Source organism: Bartonella sp. P12B, from assembly GCF_055796185.1.
This window is the reverse complement of record NZ_JBTTDI010000008.1, coordinates 1-15,602: the sequence shown is the minus strand read 5'-3', so window position 1 is coordinate 15,602 and position 15,602 is coordinate 1. Positions and strand designations below refer to the sequence as shown.

Genomic DNA, 15,602 nt, shown 5'->3' with positions numbered 1-15,602 from the left:
CTCTATAAAAGCAGGCATCGCACCCAATGACATTTATACTTTTAATACATATCGTTCAAAAATGCACGCAAAATTAATATGTTTTGTGTTTTATGTAAATATGAAATAAAAAAATTTAGAAACCACTGAACAAAAATCTCATCCAGTTAAAAAATTGAAGTAGGGAAGGCATTTAAGATATGCTAAATACCTCTCTCTTCAAAAACGCTCGTAAAAAATTCTAAAAACAAGGAAGCACAAGCAGATAGCTTTGTGCCTCCTTAAATAATTTATTAAAACGAGTCAACTAAAACTGATAACGCACTCCTCCAGAAAAACTTGTTCCAGAAAAACCCGCTTTGGTCAGTTTGTGCTGATAAATGACATCACCGTGAAGTACAAACTTTGGCGATAATTTTGCATTAAAACCTAATCCAGTTTCTAGAGAAGAACCAAAATTTCCCAACTGGAAAGCATCTTTAAAATGCACAAATTTCTTTCCTCCAAAACCATGGGAAAGGTGCATCTTACCATAGAAAGAAACAACACGCGCCTCATCCGTTGCAGTAAGGGTTTTTGTTAAGCGCCCACCAATACGTGCCACCCATTGATTAAGTTTCCCCATCTCAATGTCAAAATTATCAATATCACGCGCCTTATCAAACTGGAGATGCTGATAAACAACTTGAAGCTGCGGATCAAAAATAAGACATTCATCCTCGATCACAAATGCTTTACCAGCAGTCAAAGAAGCACTGAGAGGTTTGCCCTTTAAAGTGGCTGTCTTTCCCCGTGCAAGCGTGAGAACATCACCTTTGAATAAACCATAGGAGAAGAGTCCATCCACATAGAAGCCTGCATCATGTTGCATACCGCCATATGCCGTAACTGACCATTTATTAAATGCACTTTTTTGACTTTGTTCAACATCTAAGGGCTGCAGAGAAAATCTCTCATAAGATCCTATAACCCCAAAAGAAGCAGTGCCATATGCATTTTCAATTGTTTGCAGCAGCACACCAGCTTCAATGGCATTATAATCAACCTCACCTCCATAACCATATTCAAGCACAGAAAGGTTTGAAACATAACGATGACTACCCCCATAACCGTGCGCAAAAAAAGCAGGTTTTTCCTCACTTTCCAACAGTCCACCAGAAGCAATTCTCAAAGCCTCTAACCGCTTATTTTGATTGCCAATATTCATCAAACCTGCTTGAAATAAAGCATTTGGCAAAAGCAGATAAGTCGGAACTTGTGGAACAACAGCCTTAACACTTGGTTTAGGATGCGGTTCCAAGTCTGGTCTTAGAGGAGGTACTGGAGGAGGTGTTGGCCCAGGAATGGGATCAGGAGCCGGCGCTGGTTCAGGAGCAGGTTTAACATCAGAATCAATATATCCATTTTCGAGACGAAAATCCCAAAAGCCTTCATTTCCTTTCACTAATCTTTGAGCAGAACTTGCTGGCCCTAAAGAAGATTGCGGCCCATAAGCATAAAGCCTATATTGATAAGGTGAATCTTTCAGAGCAACATAACCACCGTTTAACTGAAAAGAATCTTGACTTGCCTTTCCAGAAACCTGAATAATTGAGATTCCTTGTTCATTTCCACCATTTCCTGTAGATCCCCCTGGACTTCCTGGCATACTACGAACATGAACTGTCGTTCTTCCAGAGGCATCCCCATAAATCAAAACACGATCAGTCTTTTGATTATTAAGAGAGCCACCCTCATTTAGATATGTATTAAGGTAAATCTGTGCATCACCCTGTGCCTTATAAACCTCACCCGTTCCTTGTCCAATATTAAGTGTTTGATAATCGTAAACCGGAGCAGATTTCAGTTTTTTAAAATTAATAGAACTATCCATCAGGCTTACTAATGAGAGAGAGAAGTCGTTGGAAAGATCTGACTCGTGGGAATTCCTTTGTTGCCTTTGCTTTAAAATCCATGTCGAATCACCGCCCAAATAAAGTTCAGCAGTAGAAACCTCATCGACATAGGTCCCTCCTTCAAGGGTAGAAGCATTCGCTAAAACTTTTACCGAGGCACCTTTTTCAGCTTTTAACAACAAATTTCCTGAACTCAAAGTACTTTGTGTTAAACCAACAACACCAAAAGTTTTGTCGGTACTATAAATAGCCGCATCATCTAAAACTGAAAACATCGTTCTCTGCAAATTAACAACTTCCAATCTTCCTGGAGTTTTCTTATCCTTTGAATCCTCTTCTTGCTCGAATTCCTCCCATGGTTTTTCTCCTTTAAAATATATACCATAAGACCCTTTACCCTGCACTGTAACAGAAGAAGATTCAATATTGACCTCAGTTGCATCAACATTACCTGAATTGTCCTCAGCTACCTCAACATTATCCAATAAAGCTTCAAACGACAAAATCGAATTAGGGGTAGCTACAGTATTTTCTGATAATATGCCGTGGGCATCAGTAACATCAATAACCCCATTTTTAAAATCAATAGGCCCCCCCACATCCGTATGCAAAGCCGCATAATTTTTACCTCTACTCCCCTTTCCAGTCATCTTAACACCATCAAGATTTATCTCCCCACCTAACGTCGAAGAAGCCCCATGACTATCCGCAAAATCAATTGCCCCATCTCCCATCCAAACTTCTGAACGGCTATAACTCAAAAGACTCGCCTTCCCACCACTCGTCTTAATTGTTGTATCCTCTAAAAGAACAAATGAATTCCCCGTTGCCTCGACAGCTTTCTGACTTTTCTCAATAACGCCCTGATGTACCTCAATTATCCCGTCACTAACATGAAGAGCTGTATTTACATTCTTGATATTTGGCGATTTTAAAACAATTTTTCCATTATCTGATACAGAGACTCCATATGTAAAAGGCTTATCTGAAACTTCACTTCTAACAGTTACATTGTTCCCTGTAACTTTTGCACTCATCCCCTTTACTGTTATAGCAGTACGATTATCAGAAGTATTCGTTATCTTATAAGACTTATTGTCAATTTTGTCCTCTGTACAGTTATCACATATATAATAAGCACCATTATAGAGCATCAACTTCCCATTAGAGTGATTTTTGTAAACATATTTATTACCAGCATTGTCCCCACCTTCTCCGCTAAGAGGATCATCTCTTCTACCACTAAGACTTTGCCCATACCCACCACCCCAGCTATTATATGTACCACCATAATCCCCTTCCTCTCCTCTGAGAAGATTGCTACTATCGCGACTCCCATTCAATATGCCGCTAAATTTGCGATAACCGCCCAATCCTCCTAATCCTAAAACACTATTAGAAGGAATAACAGTAAGTCTTTTAGGTAGATCAGAGGAAGTACCACTAGTCGTAGGAGTAACGGTAATTTTATAAAAAGGTTGACCAGATCTCTCTACACTTGCACCAACCACCGTTCCATTTTGTAACAACGAAAGGATAGCCGTTGCGGCCGTATATAAAAACAGATGATTTCTAAACATTTTAATCATAGTTCCCTCGAAACTTTGCTTCCCCTCTCATTGAAAATAAAAGCACTGGTAAAAACACCCCACCCACCTCAAAAGACAAAAAGGTGTAAACAAAGGACGCATCTACTGCTCAGTTGACCCGTGCAATGAATTATCCAAATAAAATTGGTGGAGAATCTGAATACAAAACAATCACCACCTGTAAGAGAATAATTACCAACTACACTTTATAGGTGTATAATGCATTCTGTGTTTCGTGTAAAGCAAAAACAAAACTATAGCGTGTAATTAATAAACTTCACTCTCTATCCTTGTGAAATTTGAAAGACTGACAAAAGATGCACGTGAAAAAAATTATAAAATCAAAAAAGATGAATTTAAAAATGAGATTAAGGAAACATAAAATATCATAGCGGATAAAATAAAATCAGGCAGAGTTTCATGCACAAGCATTGGGCTTTTCTATCATTAAAAAGCTCTTAAAAGCCTGTTATCATATCGGATTTTATCAGAAAAAAATTTTAGAAACGCATTTTAGGATAAAAAGAAATGATACAGTCATAAAGAGTTCTCATACACAAAACAAAAAAGCCGATCATAACTTTTTTCGCTCATATTATATAACAAAGAGCAATTTTTTGATAAATCAATGCAAGAAAAAGAAAAGGCAGCACATTGTGCTGCCTTTACTAAAGGATGTATTGTACCTTATTCTAAAACTGATAGCGCACTCCTCCAGAAAAACTAGCTCCAGAAAAACCAGCCTTATTGAGCTTATGCTGATACATAACATCACCGTGAAGCGCAAACTGCTTAGATAATTTGGCATTAAAGCCCAATCCGGCTTCTAGAGAAGAACCAAAAGCACCTAACTGGAAAGCATCTTTGAAATGCACAGATTTTTTGCCTTCAAAACCATGAGCAAGATAAAGCTTACCATAGAAGGAAATAGCATTCACTCCTTCAAGTCCTGTAGGTGTCTTAATCAAACGCCCACCAACACGTGCTACCCATTGATCAAGTTTTCCTAATTCAATGTCAAAGTTGTCAACATCATGAGCCTTATCAAACTGAATATGTTGATAAACAACCTGAACCTGCGGATCAACAACAAAACCTTTATATCCTGTTGTAAACGCTTTACCACCAATCAAGGAGGCAGTGAAAGGATTGCCCTTTAAAGTTGCTGTTTTTCCTCGTGCAAGGGTGAGAACATCGCCTTTGAACAGACCATAGGAAAGAAGACCATCCACATAGAAGCCCGCACTATGCTGCATGCTGCCATATGCTGTAGCAGTCCATTTATCAAATGCACTTTCTTGGCTTTGTTTAACATCCACAGGTTGTAGAGAAAGCTTTCCATAAGAGCCCATAACTCCAAAGGACAGAGAACTGTCAGCATTTTCGATTGTTTGCAACAAAACACCTGCCTCTACACCATTATAGGTAAGATCACCTTTGTAACCATACTCAAGTGCGGATAAGTCTGAGACATAACGGTAACTTCCACCATAGCCGCGCAAATATAAAGCAGGGTTTTCGCGAATTTCTACCATTCCATTGGAAGTAGCCCGCAATGACTCCAACTGTTTGTTTTGATTGCTAATATCCATTAAACCGGCATGGAATACACTATTTGGTAAGAGCAAGTAAGTCGGAACTTGCGGAACAACAGATTTTACAACTTGTTCAGGAAGCACAAATCCAACTGTAGGCGAAGACTTAACATATTGATTTTCTAGACGGAAATTCCAAAATTCTCCACCATCCTTCATAAACTTCTGCTGAACATGCTCCTGTTTTGAAGTGGCTTCTGGTGCATAAGCGCGAAGAGTATATTTGTAAGGTGAATTCTTCAACGCAACATAATTACCATCGAGTTGGAAAGAATCCTTTGCTGCCTTTCCGTAAACCTGAATAACAGAAACACTATGAGGACTTTGCTTATTATCCTTTTCGTCTCTCACTTTGCTGGAAACACCTAGCACAAACACTCTCGTTTTTCCTTCAACATCACCATGAATTACAAGGCGATCGGTTACTTGATTATCACTTGGATCATCGGGGTTTAAATGTGCATTGAGGTGAATTGAAGCATTGCCTTCTGCTTTGTAGACAACACCTTTTCCTTCTCCAATGCGAAGTGTTTGGTACTTCAACGTCTCAGTTTCCGAAGGCATAAACTCTATACGACTATTGACAAGGCTTATAGAAGAAACGCATGAATCCCTGCATTCTGAATCTGGAACTTCTCTATACTTCTGTGCACTTCTTTTCAAAAGCCACTGTGATCCATTAATCAATTCTAATTGAGCATAAGAGCCTTTATGAACCCATGCTCCACCAACAATAGCAGAGTTATTAGCTGAAACCAGTATATTAGAATTATTTTCAGCTTTTAATAGCAAATCACCAGTAAGAGTTGTTTCGTTTTCTAAGGAAACACGACCACTAGAACTATTACCATAAATAGCCACACCGTTTAGCACTTCAAAATCAGTTTTCTTCAACAAAACTTCTCCCGTTATACCTATAGGTGCTTTTTCCTGTAAAGATACAGCATTTCGCTTAACAACACTCTTTCCTCCAGAGTGTTCCATTGACGTTTGTAATACGGTTTCTCCTAAGTTTTTATTTTGATTCCGTTTTTCTACTCCTTTCCGTCCTGCTCCATCAAAATATATACCATAAGATTTATCACCTTCTACCTTAACAGTAGAAAACTCGATATTAGCCCGATTGATAGAGGAACGAGCATCAGATTCCCCCTTTCTCCTAGAAGCGCCGACCTCACCTGTGTCATAAGTATCCCTAACCCACAAAGCATTGGTATCAGTAACAACATTCCCATTCGTAAAATCAACAGAACCATTATCACTCAACAAGAAAGCTGCACTCCCAAACCTCTCTGCAGAATCCAGCTTATTGTTTTCTTTTTTTACCGTAATGTTAACATTGTCTAATTTAACATTTCCGCCCGATTCTGACCTAACAGCCACTCCCCTTTTTAAAATAATCTGCCCAGATTTCATGGTTATTTCACCAGCGTTACTAGCCAGACCAGCGACAGCTAAATCGCCCACCACATTAATTCTCGTATTACTTAATTCAACAGAAGACCCAGAACCTGCCAAAGCGCCCACAAACTGAACATTGACTGTTCCATCATCCATCTTGACTTTTCCACCTCTTTGTGCCTCAAGTCCTATCAGAGAAGATTGCACTTTTGAATTTTTGTTTAAAACAACCTTTGCACCTTCATCCGCAAGTACAGCACTCACAGCTATTAATTTAGTAAGATCAAGATTACTGCCATTTTCAGAAGGATACGCACCACTAATAGTAGCCCCCGCTAACTCAACAATTGTATTCTGGTTTTTTACATGCATAGAATGCTGGTTCTTATCATTTGCCATCAGCGTAAGATTTTCTATCTTATGTGCTGCACCATCATTGCATAAATAGGGAGTAGATGATTTCTTCGTACCACTTGACGCCGTATTATTACACTGAGAAGAAACAATTTTAATATCAGCATTGTCACTACGTGTAACAGCTTCAACGTCATCAGCCCGCGTAACAGATTTAATAGAAGATACATTAGAATTTCCAGAACCTCTAGTATCCATAGAAGTCGCAACCTCTGAAGAAGAATCCCCTGTAGAAGCGGTAGACTTTTTGATGGATGCAGATGAAATTATAGGTGCAGGCTCCTTAGAGAGAGTAAAAGTAACAATGGATCCACCGGATAAAGAAATATTCTTTATAGGCTCAGATGTCTCAGACCTAGCAACAGAAGTAGGAGCTACAGAGCCTGAAGGAGCTGGTACTATAGAAATATCATCTGTATCAGATCTCGTAAGTGTAGAATATAAAACACGCCCTCTAGCCCCAGAGTTATTAGAAGCAGCAGAAATGTTAGAAGGTGTACCGCTTAAAGGAACAAACACTGTTGTTTCAGATCCTTCAGGCTCATATCCTTCAATATCATATTCTGCAGATAGTCCGTGTTCTCCTAGCTCATATTCTTCCACTTGTTCTTCAGATTCTTCAAATAAATCTTCAGATAGCTCAGATCTGCCAAGTGAATCACCTCGAGCAGGAGCCCTAGCTACAGAATTTTCAGCAGACGTGGGAACAGGAAGCTGCTCAACTTCAGCATTTTCTCCACCAACATCACCACGAATTTCAGCCTGAGAACTCTTCCTACGAGGTTTTTGAGGAACAGTAATCTTAAAATTAGTGGCAGTAGTATACCCAGAAACAAGAGGTACAACATACTGGTTTTCTAAACGAAAATCCCAAACTTCGTTACTTCCTACAATTAATTTCTTATCAAAATACTGCATGTGCGGAGGAATACTTGGCCCATAAGCACGAAGAACATACTGATAAGGTAATCCGTCTAGTGTAATATAATCACCTTGTAGTGTAAAAGAATCCTTTGCTGCCTTTCCAAAAACCTGAATAAGTGAAACACTGTAAGGTATTTCCTGGGATTCATTCGGTTTTGATGATACATCATCTGAAATAGGATTTACATGCACCTTAGTTTTTCCGGAAACATCACCATGAATCAATAGTCTATCAGATACTTGAGTACTATCCGCATTACTAGGTATCAGATTCGCATTGAAATAAATCCTCGAATCCCCATTCTCATCCGCACTGTAAACTGTGCCTTCTCCATTTCCAATACGAAGAGTTCGATACTCAACACCTCCTTCAGTGTCCTCATTTTCAGTATTACTTCTCTTTGAAGAAGTAAAAAATCTAATATTACTCTTTGAAAGTTTCACAGATGAAACACATGAATCCACACACTGCGGATCTGAATCTTCTAAACCATTATATAAACTCTTTGTTACATACCACTCCGATCCTCCAGACAAAAAGAGCTTCGCATGAGAATTTTTCTCAACACGCGCAGCACCCATAATTATAGAATCATCAACAACAACCGACAAATCTGCCCCTGCTTCAGTTTTCAATAGTAACCCACCCGAAACAGTTGATTCATCTTTTACAACGACATAACCTCTCAAATTTTCACCATAAATGGCAACACCATCGGGAACTCTGAGAGTAGATTCTTTTAAAAGAACTGCATGCGATCTACTTTTATTATTTCTTTTTCTCCCCTTTTTTGCATCTCGCTGTGCATTTTGTTCACTTTTTTTGTCTCCACGCGAACGCAAATCTTTATCAAAGTATATACCATAAGAATTACCTGTCACGTTAAGAATTGAGTTTTGAATATCAGAAACCATTAAATTGGAAGCTCTAAAGGCTTCATTAACACCTTCAGATTCTGGATCAATCTCTAAATTCTTTATAGCAGATGAAACCTCCGCATACGTGGAAAAAATATCATTATAGTCCCCATCATCTGCAACATCAAACAATCCACCACGATCATCTGCAATATCAGACAATCCATCAGGGTATATACTGTCGAATTCACCATTTTCGAATTCATCAAAGGAACGAGTCTCAATAGTAAAAAAATCATCAGCAGAACCACTATCATCACTATCGAGATCAGAATCACCATCAAGAGTGTTGTCCTGCCCTTCATAACTAACACCAGTCTGTCGCGTAACACGACCAACACTTAACTGCTCTCCTGTTGCCTTGATCAAATCACTGTAATCACCATAATCAATAACTTCGAACTGCCCAAGATCCAAAATCCCAGGAAAAGGATTTTTAAAATCATCACTTACCCACAATACAACAGTATCGGAACCTTCAACCCCCCCATTTTTAAAGGAAACAACACCTCCACGCGTCAATAAAGCCACACTTCCTTCCTTAGAATCAGCATTATTATCCCCAGATTGTTTTTTCTCAGCAATCTTAATAGAAACCCGATTTAATTGAACCATTCCTCCTTCTGCAGCCTTTACCGCCATTCCTCCTTCCGCTACAGTAATTGCTCCAGACTTCATCCCTATAATAGAGTTTGCAAAACTCAACAGACCTATTTTTCGAGCATCAATATTTACATTCTCCAAGAAAATATCCCCACCATTTCTAGAAACAGCGCCAACATGAACCCTACTGATATCCCCTCCTGTCATACGGATCAATCCAGTGTTTTCAGCTTCAAGCCCAATAAAAAAACCCTTAATATTTGAGTTCCTTAAATTAACTTCTGCTTTTGTTCCACCTGCACCATTTACCCACACAGCAACATTATTATCCTGACCATTCGGATCAATAGAACTTGAATCCATAAGAGCTAAATTAACAACATTTTGCATCTTCATGTCGTCAGAAAGATCTAATATCCCCTCTGCGTTCCCAATCAACACATCTTCCAAATTAACAACTATTCGATCTTCAGGCGATAGTGGTGACTTTTGGTTTTTTCTTCCTTTACCTCGTCCTCGATTCTCAATAACCGGACTTACATATACAGCAGTTCCACCATCATCCGCCATAATAGCACTATTCGTTAGTGTATATACTCCACTTTGCCTACAGGAAATAGATCCATATACCAGCTGATCACCATAGAGTACTCCCTCATTATCTATACCATTGAAAGATTCAGACAATCCTCGACCTGATACAAGCATAGCTGCACCACCCATAGCTGCATCACCTGGTACAAGATTTCTAGCTATACCAGGCATCTTATTATCTGATGCATCAGCACCTAATATAGTATTCAGCACAGAACCTGGAACCCCTGCAATAGAAGATGCATCAGCTCTGCTATTTCTAAATGCATCTGTTAGATCTGGTAAATCTCCAGTAGGTATGTTACCTGGAGAACCTGGAACCGGAGGAATTCCCGAATCTGGCAAATTTACTCCGGGCCCACTCGTTGTTGCTGTATCTCGCTCTGTAGCCAAAGCACCCCAATTTGCTCCACCTGGAACACCTGGAACAGCTGCTAATAAACTCCCTTCTGCTTTTCCTGCCCTTGGCGTTCTTATCGCACCACCTGGCACCCCGCCTACACCTGGCACCCCGCCTACACCTGGCACCCCGCCTACACCTGGCACCCCGCCTACACCCGGCACCCCGCCTACACCCGGCACCCCAACTGTACCTGGCACCCCTACACTTGCCTCATTCGAGCTTAACCCACCATCTAGCGCCGCTGCACCATTTGGTATAGCGGGACCTGCCACACCGGCTGGCGCACTTACACGCAATCCACCGTTTGGCACCGAAAAACCATTCCCGCCCACAACAGTACGTATAGTGCCAGGAGCACTAAAAGCACTATTCTTATTAAGAGCACGACAAACAAACGTAGATTGCTTTGGAACAGACACACGCGCCTGTGCTCTTCCACCATTCTCTACTCTAAGTGGTGGTTGATGTGGTGTTTGAGATGTCATGTAACCTACATTTTCACCAGTCCCAGACGGATATCCACCATACCCGTACGGATATCCACCATACCCAAGGGAGCCTCCACCTGAAGGCACAAGTGACGAGCCAAATTGAAATGGAGATGTGGGAAATGAGGACGTTGAAGGATAAGAACTATACCCCATAGAAGCATCCACACCTTGTAAAAAGAAGAAAACGCTTGTTGTAACAGCGCACAAACGCGTGCGATTTTTAAATACGTTAATCATATGTCAAACTTTCCAAATATTGTTTGCAAAAGTACTAGAATTGAGCGAAAATAGTTAAATATCCAATTTGTAACATATATCAATCTATTTTACAACATAATGCAATAAATTAATTTATCGTTTTGTGTATAATCTTGTACATAAAAATGCCTCAGTTAAGCTTTTTAAGGAAACCCTTTATAATTTTGAGAAAAGGATGAGATAATGATAACAAAATATCTAAAATGGGCAGTTGCCACCTTGATTGTTGTAATAAGCTTTACAACATTTTCACAGGCAAAGACAAACATTGATGCTAAGATAACAATCGATCATGTTTCAGGAACGACCTCCGTTTCCACCTCTCCTCAAAAGGTTGTTGTCTTTGATCTTGCAACGCTTGATAACATGAATCGCCTCGGTATCAAGGCAGTTGTGGGTATTCCCGAAGGAAAGAAACCTGCATATCTGCAGCAGTTTAATGATGCAAAATATGAAAAAATTGGCACTCTCTTTGAGCCAGATTACGAAAAAATTGCTACTCTTCAACCTGGCTTAATCATTATTTCCTCGCGGACTCAAGCCAAGTATCAAGATTTATCTAAAATCGCTCCAACGATTGATCTCACAGTAAGCAATGAAAGCTCTCTTGACGATATTAAAAGGAATGTGACTATTCTTGGAAAAATCTTTGGGAAAGAAAAGGAAGCAAAAGAAGAAATTGTGAAACTCGATGAAAATTTAGCAAAGGTTCGTGAGAGTACCAAAGGAAAAGGTACAGGACTCGTTCTTATGACCTCTGGTGGAAAGATCAGTGCTTTGGGTCCAAAGTCACGTTTTGATATTTTCCATTCATCATTTGGCATAGCCCCTGCAACCGATAAACTTACTGTGCAAAAACATGGACAACTCATTTCCCCTGAATTTATTCTTGAAACCAATCCTGATTGGTTGTTGGTTATAGATCGAGATGCAGCGATCGGACGAGAAGGACAATCTGCAGAACAATTGCTCAATAATGAACTTGTTAAACGCACAACAGCTGGCAAAAAGGACCAGATTATTTATCTGGATTCTTGGAGCTGGTACCGAGCAAGTGGCGGTCTAACTGGACTTAACGAAACGGCACAACAAATTAGAGAAGCCTTTACAAAAGGCAAATAAACACCAAAATGACTTGCCAAAAATAATTAGCTTGTCATGAAAATAAAATTTAGGAGCAAAGGCTGTTTATAAAGGGCCTTTGCTTTCTTTGTTGGAAAATAATTTAACGTGAAAAATTACTCGATAGCCATCATAGTTCTTATTCTACTGTCTGTTCTTAGTATTTTTGTTGGTTATTCAGATGTAACGCCTTCTGATTTGTTATCAAATGATCCACATGCTTGGCTTATTTTTTGGCAAACACGCATCCCTCGTACAATTGCGGTACTTTTGGTAGGGGCAGCACTCGCCCTTTCAGGTATGATTATGCAACTCCTTGCACGCAATCGCTTTGTCGAACCGTCGACTGCTGGAACTGTTGAATCTGCTTCTCTCGGCATTCTTTTTGTTATGATTTTTCACCCTGACATCCCTGTGCTTGGAAAAATGATTGTTGCTACAATTTTTGCCATGATTGGTACGTTACTTTTTATGTTTTTATTGCGCCAAATTCCTTTAAAATCTGCCCTCATTGTGCCACTGACAGGAATTATGCTAGGATATGTTATTGGCTCCTTAACCAATGCTATTGCTGATCATGAAATGCTGCTCCCTTCTCTTCAAGCCTATTTATTTGGCAGCTTTGCGATGATTCTTGAGGGAAAATATGAAATTTTATGGTTCTCTCTTCCTCTCTGCATTCTTGCTTATTTTACCGCTGACCGCTTTACAGTAGCTGGTCTAGGAGAAGATTTAGCCAACAATCTTGGACTGAATTATCGTACTGTCATGTTCTTTGGCCTTTTTATTGTCGCATCGATCACCGCTGTTATCGTCTGTACAGTCGGTCGAATTCCCTTTGTTGGACTAATTATTCCAAATCTTGTTTCAAATTTCAGGGGTGACAATATGCGCCATACTGCTCCTTGGGTTGCAATCAGTGGTGCAGGATTGGTTTTGATCTGTGATCTCTTAGGGCGGATAATTCATTCTTCTCTTGAAATTCCCATTAGCACCATGATGGGGATTATTGGTAGCTTTATTTTTATTATATTGCTTTTACGATGGAGAAAGCGTCTTGGATAAAAAGAAGGCAACAACAATTATCCTCGCAACGCTTATCGTAATGGCGTGTACTGTAACCATTCTTTATATGACATGGAATATAAACATCTATACGTGGACATTTCGTCTCACAAAACTTGTCTCTCTTGTTGTTATTGCCTATGCAATTACCGTTTCTACTGTTTTATTTCAAACAATTGTTAACAATCGTCTTCTTACACCTTCTATTATGGGATTTGATCAACTTTATATTTTAATAAAAACTATCATAATGTATTTTTTAGGCTCTCTTTCTTTGCCTTTTTTGAGCCACGAAGGACAGTTCGTTTTTGAAGCTCTCATTCTCATTTTTTTTTCAATAAGCCTTTTTCGCTGGCTCTTTTCAGACAACATAAAAAGTCTTCATTTAACTCTTTTGATTGGTGTTATTTTAGGAGGATTTTTTTTCAGTTTACGCATGTTCATGCAATTACAGTTAAATCCGGACCAAATGATGTATTTAACTGACATTATGTTTGCAAATTTTAACAAATTTAATACATCCTTGCTAAGCTTTGCCACAATCATTATCTTCATTGTAAGTCTGATTGGATGGCGTTCACGTCATCTTCTTGATATTCTTGCTTTAGGACGCGAAAACGCAATCAACCTTGGAGTTGATTATCACAAAAGCGCTACAGCTATTCTTATATTGGTTTCTATTCTCGTCTCCATTTCCACAGCATTGGTAGGACCTGTTACCTTTTTTGGGCTGTTAGTTGCCAACCTTTCCTATGAACTTTCCCCTCAAGCAAAACATGCTTTCATTGTGCCAATTGCAATATTATTGGCTATAATTTGTTTGGTTGGTGGACAATTTATTTTAGAACAAATTTTCAATATGGCAGGACGTTTGAGTTTTATTATTGAATTTTGTGGTGGAACTGTCTTCTTAATATTACTAATGAAGGGAAAACTAAAATGATTGAAATCAATCATCTTTCCAAGACTTATGGAGCGAGGTTGATTATCGATGATTTATGTCTTCGTCTCCCCAAAGGAGGAATTATTTCTCTCATTGGTCCCAATGGTTCAGGGAAATCAACTCTTTTGATGCTGATAAGACGTCTTTTACCGCACCATAAAGGATCAATTTACATTGATGGCTTTGATATTGATAAAATGCCTCACGATAGTTTGGCGCAGAAACTCTCAATCCTGCGTCAAGATAATCCTTTATCCTTTCGTTTAACCGTCTATGACTTAGTAAGTTTCGGACGTTATCCTTACTCAAAGGGCTGGTATAATAACGAAGATAAACAATTCATTGACAGTGCGCTCCGATATCTTGACTTACAGGATCTAAAAGACTGCTTTTTGGATGAGCTTTCCGGTGGACAACGCCAACGAGCTTTTATCGCAATGGTCATTTGTCAAGATACTGATTATCTCCTATTAGATGAACCATTAAACAATTTAGATATGAAGCATTCCTTTTCCATGATGAAACAATTACGCCGCACAGCCGATGAACTCAAAAAAACTGTTCTTATCGTTATGCATGATATTAATTTCGCATCATCTTATTCAGATATGATCGTTGCACTCAAAAATGGAAAAGCGGCTTATTGTGGAACACCAAAAGAAATCATGCAACCAGAAATTCTTAAAGACATTTATGATATGAATATTAAAATTGAAACAATCGACGACATACCCATTGCCCTTTATTATCGGTAAACGGCTCTCTCTTAATCAAGAACCATAAAGATCCTTTTTGCGCTTGCCTACACTATAAAATCTGCTAAAAGTGGCGACATTCATCTACTGGGGAATAGTTTAATGGTAGAACAGCGGACTCTGACTCCGTCAATCTTGGTTCGAATCCAAGTTCCCCAGCCAAGTTGTATGTATGTAGCTTGTGTAGCTTGCCACTAGGTTTTGCATAATTTGCCACTAGGTTTTGCAGCAATTCATTTTTTTTCAAAGGTCTTTTTGGCGGTTCTCAGAGAAGCTTTAAGAGGTGTTTAGAGTCGCTTTCATGAGTCTTGTTTTTATTGGATCAGAATCGCAATTTGAGGCGATTCATCTTTTCCAACAATCCCATTATTTGACACCTAAAATCTCTAAAATATGCATGCAAATACCCGTAAATTTTGTATCATTTGCATGATATTTTGTAAAAATGACCTCATTTTCAAAGGATTTTCATTTTTTCAAAGGGCTCTCAAAGGGTCTTCAAAGACCTTTCAAAGGCCATTTATTGCCCCCTTTATGCATGCTTTTCTTCATAGATCACTAAAACGTGTAAAATCAGATTGGAAAGCAAGAGGGACAGTTCCTGTGGGTCCATGGCGTTGTTTGGCTATAATCACTTCCGCCTGCCCCCTCAT

At 39.2% G+C, this 15,602-nt stretch carries 7 protein-coding genes and 1 tRNA gene; 5 read left to right on the top strand and 3 right to left on the bottom strand.

The window, feature by feature from the left end; all coding sequences use genetic code 11:
* Positions 1 to 286: 286 nt before the first annotated feature.
* On the bottom strand, positions 287 to 3,463 hold the full coding sequence (locus AC0QT1_RS06075) for an autotransporter family protein (RefSeq protein ID WP_473201864.1): 3,177 nt from the start codon (positions 3,461 to 3,463) through the stop codon (positions 287 to 289).
* 692 nt (positions 3,464 to 4,155) lie between these two features.
* The gene (locus AC0QT1_RS06070) at positions 4,156 to 11,043 is read right to left on the bottom strand and encodes an autotransporter outer membrane beta-barrel domain-containing protein (protein WP_473201863.1); all 6,888 of its coding nucleotides are present in this window, start codon (positions 11,041 to 11,043) and stop codon (positions 4,156 to 4,158) included.
* A gap of 204 nt (positions 11,044 to 11,247) precedes the next feature.
* Between AC0QT1_RS06070 and AC0QT1_RS06065 the strand changes: the two genes are divergently transcribed.
* From AC0QT1_RS06065 to AC0QT1_RS06045, 5 genes are all read left to right on the top strand, one after another.
* The gene (locus AC0QT1_RS06065) at positions 11,248 to 12,186 is read left to right on the top strand and encodes a siderophore ABC transporter substrate-binding protein (RefSeq protein WP_473201862.1); all 939 of its coding nucleotides are present in this window, start codon (positions 11,248 to 11,250) and stop codon (positions 12,184 to 12,186) included.
* A 108-nt stretch (positions 12,187 to 12,294) separates the two neighbouring features.
* Positions 12,295 to 13,251 (top strand): ABC transporter permease, encoded by a 957-nt coding sequence (locus tag AC0QT1_RS06060; RefSeq protein ID WP_473201861.1) that lies wholly within the window; start codon positions 12,295 to 12,297, stop codon positions 13,249 to 13,251.
* A complete protein-coding gene (locus tag AC0QT1_RS06055) occupies positions 13,244 to 14,194 on the top strand; it encodes an iron chelate uptake ABC transporter family permease subunit (protein WP_473201860.1) in 951 nt (316 codons plus the stop codon). The genes AC0QT1_RS06060 and AC0QT1_RS06055 overlap by 8 nt, the downstream gene beginning before the upstream one ends.
* Positions 14,191 to 14,949, top strand: a complete 759-nt coding sequence (locus AC0QT1_RS06050; protein ID WP_473200764.1) for an iron ABC transporter ATP-binding protein — start codon at positions 14,191 to 14,193, stop codon at positions 14,947 to 14,949. Before AC0QT1_RS06055 ends, AC0QT1_RS06050 begins: the two co-directional genes overlap by 4 nt.
* Before the next feature lie 88 nt (positions 14,950 to 15,037).
* Positions 15,038 to 15,111 (top strand) — tRNA-Gln (locus AC0QT1_RS06045).
* A gap of 386 nt (positions 15,112 to 15,497) precedes the next feature.
* Here the strand turns inward: AC0QT1_RS06045 and AC0QT1_RS06040 are convergent.
* On the bottom strand, positions 15,498 to 15,602 hold a 105-nt coding region (locus AC0QT1_RS06040), incomplete at its 5' end, for a DnaB-like helicase C-terminal domain-containing protein (RefSeq protein ID WP_473201878.1).

What these genes read in the sequence shown, in the direction of transcription:
- AC0QT1_RS06075 (WP_473201864.1), bottom strand. Translation starts at nt 3,463, where the DNA reads ATGATTAAAATGTTTAGAAATCATCTGTTTTTATATACGGCCGCAACG.
- AC0QT1_RS06070 (WP_473201863.1), bottom strand. Translation starts at nt 11,043, where the DNA reads ATGATTAACGTATTTAAAAATCGCACGCGTTTGTGCGCTGTTACAACA.
- AC0QT1_RS06065 (WP_473201862.1), top strand. Translation starts at nt 11,248, where the DNA reads ATGATAACAAAATATCTAAAATGGGCAGTTGCCACCTTGATTGTTGTA.
- AC0QT1_RS06050 (WP_473200764.1), top strand. Translation starts at nt 14,191, where the DNA reads ATGATTGAAATCAATCATCTTTCCAAGACTTATGGAGCGAGGTTGATT.